The sequence below is a fragment of the Gemmatimonadota bacterium genome, from assembly GCA_039715185.1.
Lineage (GTDB): Bacteria > Gemmatimonadota > Gemmatimonadetes > Longimicrobiales > RSA9 > DATHRK01.
On sequence record JBDLIA010000038.1, the window covers coordinates 23,531 to 30,542 of the forward strand.

The following is a 7,012-nucleotide window of genomic DNA, read 5'->3' on the forward strand; positions in this document are numbered from 1 at the left end:
GATGGTTGCTACGGTCCGCGCAGCGATCCCCCCAGCAGCTCCAGCACCACGCGTACCGACGACGCCTCGGGTGACCTGCCCTGCGCGTCGGCCTCGATGGCGCCCAGGGCCGCGGCGGCCACCGAGAACTCGGTGCACGTCGCCTCGTCTCGGGTGGTCGCGATCGCCAGCCTGTCCATGGACGCGACGAGCTGGCTTCGCGCCGTCACATCCGGCAAGGCGGGGATCAGGCGCGAGTTCGCGTCCCGCAGCGCCGGGCGAAGCTGCGCGAGCGGCAGCGACGGCACGTTGTCGAAGAGCGCGGCCGGGATGCCCTGGCAAAAGGTCGGTTCGACGATGCCTCCGCCGCCGTCGTCGCCGCAGGACAGCAGCGCGACCGCAGCGACGACGAGCGCGGCGGTGTGCGCGCGGATGATCGCCACGGTCACCGGCGCTCGCCGTCCGCATGGGGATCGGCGGTAGCGGCCTCCATAGTCGCCAGCCGCGCCTCCAGCGCCGCCACGCGCTCCAGCGACGCCGCCAGGTCCGCCTCCAGCTCAGCGGCCCGAATCCGGTTCCTCTGTGCCTGCGCCAGCACGAGCGGCGCGAGCAGGTGGTAGCGCACCGAGGTTAGCCGGCCGTCGCCGCCGTAAAGCGCAAGCTCCGGGAACACCTCCTCGACCTCCTCGGCGACCAGCCCGAACTGCATCTCACCCGCCGGGTCGGCGCGGTAGCGGAAGCTGACCGGGCGCAACAGCGCGAGCCTGTCCAGCTCTGCGTCGATGGTCCGAATGTCACGCTTCGTGGCGGCGGTGGAAGGGATAGTGCCGAGCTGGCCGTTGGTGTCGACCAACACGGGCGCTGTGCCGCCCGCGGGGGCGACGCCGCTCACTCCCGCCACGAACGCCCGCGTGTGGCCCGTGCCGATACGAATCGTGTTCGACTCGGCTGCTCCGGCGTTGGCCAGATAGAGGTTGCTGCTGCTGCTCGCGAAGTCCGCCGCGGTGACCGTGGTCGCGGTGAGCCCGCCGGAGCCGTCTCGCTTCGCGAGGGAATTGGCGCTGGCAGCGGTCGCAGGAGCACTCGCGAGTTTGGCATCCGTTACCGCGCTCGCCTGAATCGAGGCCGCGTCCACGCACCCGGCGCACGGTACGCCGGCCGGGCCCTGCGGACCCTCGGGACCCTGCGGGCCTTGAGGCCCTGGATCACCCTGTAGGCCCTGTAGGCCCTGCGGTCCTTGCGGCCCGATCGGACCGGTCGGTCCCGGATCCCCTTGCAAGCCCTGCGGTCCCTGAGGCCCGATCGGACCGGTCGGCCCCGGATCCCCTTGCAAGCCTTGCGGTCCTTGGGGTCCGATTGGGCCCGTCGGGCCGGGATCGCCCGTGAGACCCTGCGGTCCTTGGGGTCCCTGCGGACCGATTGCACCCTGCGGCCCTTGCGGCCCCGTGGCGCCCGTCGGCCCCGGATCGCCCTGGAGACCCTGAGGACCCTGGGGTCCTTGCGGACCGGTTGCGCCCTGCGGCCCCTGAGGCCCTTGCGGCCCGGTCGCGCCCGTCGGCCCCGGATCGCCCTGGAGACCCTGTGGCCCCTGCGGGCCCGCCGCACCCTGAGCGCCCGCGGGGCCCTGCGGCCCGGGATCGCCCTGGGGACCCTGCGGCCCCTCCGGCCCCACGCGCGCCCACATGAATTGCACGTGCGAGGTGTCCAGGCAGTCGGTGGGGAGGCCCGTCGCGGCGATGCGGTATATGGCGCCGCTGGCCGGCACGTAGCACGCGGTGATCTCTTCCGGGGTCTGTGCGCTCGAGGGAACCGCGAACAGCGTCGCGATGCCGCCCAGAGCGAGGTGTCGGGCGATTCGTCGCATCGGAATGCCTCTGATGTACGGAACTAGGCTACACGCGGACCGTTCGTATCGGCCCACGCTCAGAAGTGCCCCTTGGCCTGGGGAGGGCCGGCCGGAACGGAGCTCTGTCACTTCCTACTATGTCAGTTGGGCCTGGCGCGCATCAAGTACATCGGGCAACGCCCGCAAGGCCTCCATGGTGTCGGACGACACCGGTCCCTCCAGGCTGATCACCGCGAGGGCTTCGCCGCCGTCCCCCTGACGGGACTGATGGTACTCGGCGATATTGGCGCCCGCGTCCCCGAGCACGGTGCCCACCTGCCCGATCACGCCGGGGACGTCCCGGTTGCGCAGCACGACCAGGCTGCCCTCCGCTACGACATTGATTCGGTAGTCGCCGATGCGGCTGAGGCGTACGTGATCACCCGCCAGTATAGAGCCCTGCACGCGCAGGCCGTGCGGCGACCCGCCGAAGCAGTCGGTGGCTCTGCCCAGCCGCACCTGCACCTGCCCGCTCACGTCCGGCGGCGCGCTGGTGGTCACCCGGCGCACCTCGATGCCCCGAGCCTCGGCCAGGTGGATCGCGTTCACCAGGTTGATCGCGCCGCGGCCGACGATGCGCGACAGCGCGCCCTCGACGCCGCGCGCCGTGACCGGCCTGCTGGCGCGCTCGCTGGCGCCCGCCACGCACACCTCGATGTCGCGGAAGCGCCCGCTGCACATGGACGACGCGAGCCGGCCGAGGGCGAACGCCAGGCGCAGCGTCGGCTGCAGGCGGCGCATCTCATCGCCGCTCAGGGCGGGTGCGTTGACCGCGCGAGAGAGGTCTCCGTTGACCAACGCGGCGCGCACCGCGCCCGCGATTTCCTGCGCGACGTTGCGCTGCGCTTCCCGGGTCGCAGCGCCCAGATGGGGCGTCAGCACAACCCCTTCGACGCCGCGCAGCGGGCTGTCGCCGGGCAGCGGCTCGTGCGCGTACACGTCCAGCGCGGCGCCGCCCAGGTGGCCGTCCTGGAGCGCGGCGAGGAGCGCATCCTCATCCACCACCCCCCCACGTGCGGCGTTGATCAGGAACGAGCCCTGCTTCATGCGGCGCAGCGCCGCGTCGTCGATCAGGTTCTCCGTGGCTTCGGTCAGAGGAACGTGCAGCGAGAGGACGTCGGCCTCTTCCAGCACGGTCTCCAGCGGCGCCACGACGAGCCCGAGGGTGTCCGCACGCTCGTCCGAAAGGTAGGGATCGTACGCCATGATGCGCATGCCGAACGCGCGCGCGCGCCGGGCCACCTCGGCTCCGATTCTACCGGCGCCCACCAGCCCCAGCGTCTTGCCGTGCAGCTCCATGCCGCGGAAGGTTTTGCGGTCCCAGGTGCCTGCGCGCATCGACCGGTCGGCCGACGGGATCCTGCGCGCCAACGAAAGCAGGAGGGCGAACGTCAGCTCGGCGGCGGACGTCGTGTTCCCGGACGGCGCGTTCAGCACCGCCACCCCGCGTTCGGTCGCGGCGTCGATGTCGATGTTGTCCACGCCCACGCCCGCGCGGCCTATCACCCTCAGGTTGGGCGCCGCCTCGATCAGCTCTCGCGTCAGCTTGGTGCCGCTGCGGACGATGATCGCGTCGACCTCCTCGAGTTGGGGCGCGAGATCCCCTTCCTCACGCTGCACCAACTCGAAGCGCTCGTCGGCCATCAGCGGCGTCAGCCCCTCGTCGGATATCGGGTCGGCGAGGAGTACACGGAAGCGGGCCGTCCGCGCGGCGTCGGGATGCGGTTCCAGGTCCGGCGCGATGGTAGCGCTCATCGGCGTAGCACCTCCTCCAGGACCCCCAGCAGGGTCTCGAGCTCGGCCACCGTGTGGTCTCCCATGTGGCCTATCCGAAACATCTCTTCCTTCAGCTTGCCGTATCCGGGCGCGACCGTGAAGCCGCGCGCGGCCAGCGCCTCCTGAATCTCGGGCCCGGACCACCCCGGAGGGGGACGCAGGCACGTGACCGTCGGCGACCGAAAGCCTTCGGGGGCGACGACCTCCAGGGGTATGCCTCGGTCGCGCGCGGCGTCGACCCACGCATAGAGCGTGGTGGCCATGTCCCGGTGGCGGCCGACGCGGCCAGCGACGGTCTCGGACTCGATCGCGTCCAACTGCGTCGCCAGCGCGTACAGCAGCGACATGGCAGGGGTGGTGGGCGTCTGGTTCTTCTCTAGGTTCTTCTCGAACGCCAGGAAGTCGAAGTAGAGCCCCCGGCGCGGGTTGTCTCCGGCGCGCGCCAGGAGCGACTCCTGGGCGACCCCGAAGGCGAGCCCGGGCGGCAACGCCAGCGCCTTCTGCGAGCCCGTCAGAATGAAGTCGATGTCCCAGTCGTCCGCCCGAATCTCCATCCCGGCCACCGACGTAACGCCGTCCACCAGAACCGCCACGTCACCCGCCTCGTGCGCCACCGCGGCTATCTCACGAACCGGATTCAGGACCCCGGTGGACGTCTCGCAGTGGACGACGGTGACGGCGTCGTAGCCGCCCCCGCTAAGCGCCTCGGCGACCCGGTCGGGATCATGCGCGTCGCCCCACTCCACGACCAGCTCATCGGCCTCCAGGCCGCACGCCCGCGCGATCTTCACGAAGCGTTCGCTGAAGGCGCCGTTCACGAGGCACAGCACGCGGGCTCGCGCGCCGTTGCGGATCGCCGCCTCCATCAGCCCGGTGGCGCTGGACGGTGCTATGTAGACGGGCCGCGCGGTGCCGAAGAGCGGCCGCAGGCCCCGCTGGAGGCGCTCGACAACGGCCTCCGTGGCCCGCGTCCGATGACCGATCATGGGTCCGATCTGGGCGCGCAGAATCTCCGGGCGCACCTCCGTGGGCCCGGGGAGGAAGAACCGGCCGAAGCCGTCGGCTGAACTCATTAATCGATGATTAGCAGTCGTCTGGTCGACCCCGAGCGGGCCAAGGTATCCCACGCGACCGCCACCCGCGAGGCTACGGCGTAGCTTGCAGACCCACAGCCGCGTCCGCATCATCGGCGCCCATGAGCCAGAATCGCCCGCAGTCTCGATGGCCGCGCGCAGGGTCGTTCCGCGTCGCCGCATGCGTTTCGGTGCTTCTCTCGGTCGGCTGGCACGCGACGCAGGTCGTGGCGCAGGAGGCGGAGGAAGGGCCCGACCGCTACAAGACGGTGCTGGACCTCGCATTCACCACTACGTCCGGCAACCAGAGCGTCACCCTGCTCACGTCGGATCTGGGCTTCACGCACCTCGACCCGACAGCGTACCGGCTCGAGGCGAAGGCAGGGGCTCGGTTCGGCAGGAGCGACGGCGAGACTGTGGCCGAAAACTACAAGGGCCAGCTGGACTTCGCGTTCACGCCGGACGCGGACTGGTCGCCCTTCCTCTTCGCCGAGCTGGAGCACGACCCGTTTCGGCGGCTGGACGTCCGCTCGAACAGCGGGGGCGGGGCTCGGCTCCGGTTCTGGAAATCCGACCGGGGGGAGGCTTCGATCAGCGGAGCCGTTTTGTACAGCTACGAGAACTTCGCGCCCGAGTCCGGCGCGTCGGAGCTACGTTTCGTCGCGACGGAGCAGCACGCCCGACTGAGCTGGCGGGGCAGGATCGAGCGCGACCTCTCGGAGAACGTGGCGCTGGAGCACACCACCTTCTATCAGCCGGTCTGGGACGCCTTCGACGACTACCTGCTGGACGCGCTGACGACGGTGCGGGTGCGGGTCAACTCCGCCATCGCGCTGACCACGGCGTTCCGCTACCTGCGGGACGCTACGCCGCCGTCGGGCGTGGGGCGGGACGATCGCCTCCTCACGGCCGGAGTCAGCATCGAGCTGTAGCGGCGCGCGCGGCTACGGCTCGAACTCGAGCTCTACGCCCACCACCCGCTCGTCGGTCAGGAAGAACTCGCCCAGGGGGGACACCCCCGTCTGGTAGCGCAGGTGCAGGCGCGCGTGCCGCCCGTGAAAACGCGCCGTGACGCCCGCGATGGCCGAGATCTGCTCCTTCCAGTCGCTGCGCTGCGCGGCCTGCCAGTCCGCCGCGACGTGCCAGCCCCAGGCGCCGCCACCCTCCGCCTCGACGCCTCCCTGCGCCCAGAAATCGTCGTCGAAATCGACGACCCCCTGGAAGAGACCGTCGCCGCGGTCGGCCCAACGGAAGGTCTGGGACCGGATCACGAGCGCCCCGCCTCCGTAGACCCGGAGCCCGGGGATGGGCCGCACGCCCACCAGCGCGTCCACTGCCTCGTGACTGAACTCGAGGCGCAGCGCGCCGGCCGACTGGAGCAGCTCATCGCCCAGGTGCGCGCTCCTGTGCAGCACCCGCAGGCGGGCTTCGACCCGGTCGTTGAACCTCACCTCCAGCGGCAGCGCCGCGATCCAGTCGGTGCCGACCACGTCGCGACTGGCGGGCTCGATGCGAAAGCGGGCGAACACGGCGAGTTGGGGGGCGATGATGATGTTGCCGTTCCAACTCGTGCGCGTGCCCCAGAGCGGCATGGTCCCGCCGAGCGCGACCGTCGCTTGCAGGTCCGACTCCAGATCATCCGCCGGCTCATCCGCATCCACCCTGAAGGGGGGACGCTCCGCGGGCGCCGCGGCGCGCACCTCGAATAGATCGGACACCACCAGCCCACCCGCGATTCGTGGCTCCAGGGGGTCCGCAACAGGACCTGGAAACGCGCGGTGTTCCGGGAACCAGCCCGTCTGCGCGAAGCCCGACGCTGGTGCGAAGAGTGCTGCGAACAGGACCGCGATTGCCCGAATGCGCATGATGTCCACGTGTAGTTGGAAGCACGAAATCGAGAGAAATGCTGGCCACACGAGCGGATCCGCGCCAGTGCCGCGCGGGCCCGCGGTCACGAAAACCCTTGCAGGCGCGTTGTTGCGGTGGAACCTTTCAGCGGCGTCGCCGGTTTACTGTGACGCTGGTGAGCACATAAAGCGATGCCCGTCCGCGGGCGATCGCCGGACGAAGACCCCCCTTTCCCCTTCGTTCACCGCCGCGGCTTGCGCGGTTGTCGGCTTCAACTCACGTGTGGCGAAGCCGCCCTGCGAGCCCGGAGCACATTCAATCAGAGACGGTTTCGATACGGCGCGGGATGGTACAATCACGCGTTGCTGAACGTCGGCCAGATAATGCCGACGAAATGACGCAGGACACACCAGTCAAGGAGGTGGGTGATGCGGAGGTTGTGGACTTTCAT

Annotated in this window: 6 protein-coding genes and 1 pseudogene; 1 reads left to right on the forward strand and 6 read right to left on the reverse strand. The window is 70.3% G+C overall.

From position 1 onward, the window contains the following. Positions 1–8: 8 nt before the first annotated feature. The 5 genes and pseudogenes from ABFS34_08850 to ABFS34_08870 form a co-directional block, all read right to left on the reverse strand. Positions 9–428, reverse strand: coding sequence for a hypothetical protein (locus tag ABFS34_08850; GenBank protein MEN8375543.1), 420 nt, complete (start codon positions 426–428; stop codon positions 9–11). Further along, on the reverse strand, positions 425–1,114 hold the full coding sequence (locus tag ABFS34_08855; protein ID MEN8375544.1) for a tail fiber domain-containing protein: 690 nt from the start codon (positions 1,112–1,114) through the stop codon (positions 425–427). Before ABFS34_08855 ends, ABFS34_08850 begins: the two co-directional genes overlap by 4 nt. An 18-nt stretch (positions 1,115–1,132) precedes the next feature. Then, a pseudogene (locus tag ABFS34_08860) lies at positions 1,133–1,648 on the reverse strand (collagen-like protein). A 312-nt stretch (positions 1,649–1,960) separates the two neighbouring features. Further along, positions 1,961–3,619: a phosphoglycerate dehydrogenase gene (gene serA / locus ABFS34_08865; protein MEN8375545.1), complete on the reverse strand. Its 1,659-nt coding sequence runs from the start codon at positions 3,617–3,619 to the stop codon at positions 1,961–1,963. Beyond that, positions 3,616–4,713, reverse strand: a complete 1,098-nt coding sequence (locus tag ABFS34_08870) for an alanine--glyoxylate aminotransferase family protein (GenBank protein ID MEN8375546.1) — start codon at positions 4,711–4,713, stop codon at positions 3,616–3,618. Before ABFS34_08870 ends, serA begins: the two co-directional genes overlap by 4 nt. A gap of 122 nt (positions 4,714–4,835) precedes the next feature. Between ABFS34_08870 and ABFS34_08875 the strand changes: the two genes are divergently transcribed. Next, the gene (locus ABFS34_08875; GenBank protein MEN8375547.1) at positions 4,836–5,645 is read left to right on the forward strand and encodes a DUF481 domain-containing protein; all 810 of its coding nucleotides are present in this window, start codon (positions 4,836–4,838) and stop codon (positions 5,643–5,645) included. A 12-nt stretch (positions 5,646–5,657) separates the two neighbouring features. On the opposite strand, the gene ABFS34_08880 is transcribed toward ABFS34_08875, so the two are convergent. Continuing rightward, the gene (locus tag ABFS34_08880) at positions 5,658–6,578 is read right to left on the reverse strand and encodes a DUF1207 domain-containing protein (GenBank protein ID MEN8375548.1); all 921 of its coding nucleotides are present in this window, start codon (positions 6,576–6,578) and stop codon (positions 5,658–5,660) included. Positions 6,579–7,012 lie beyond the last annotated feature (434 nt).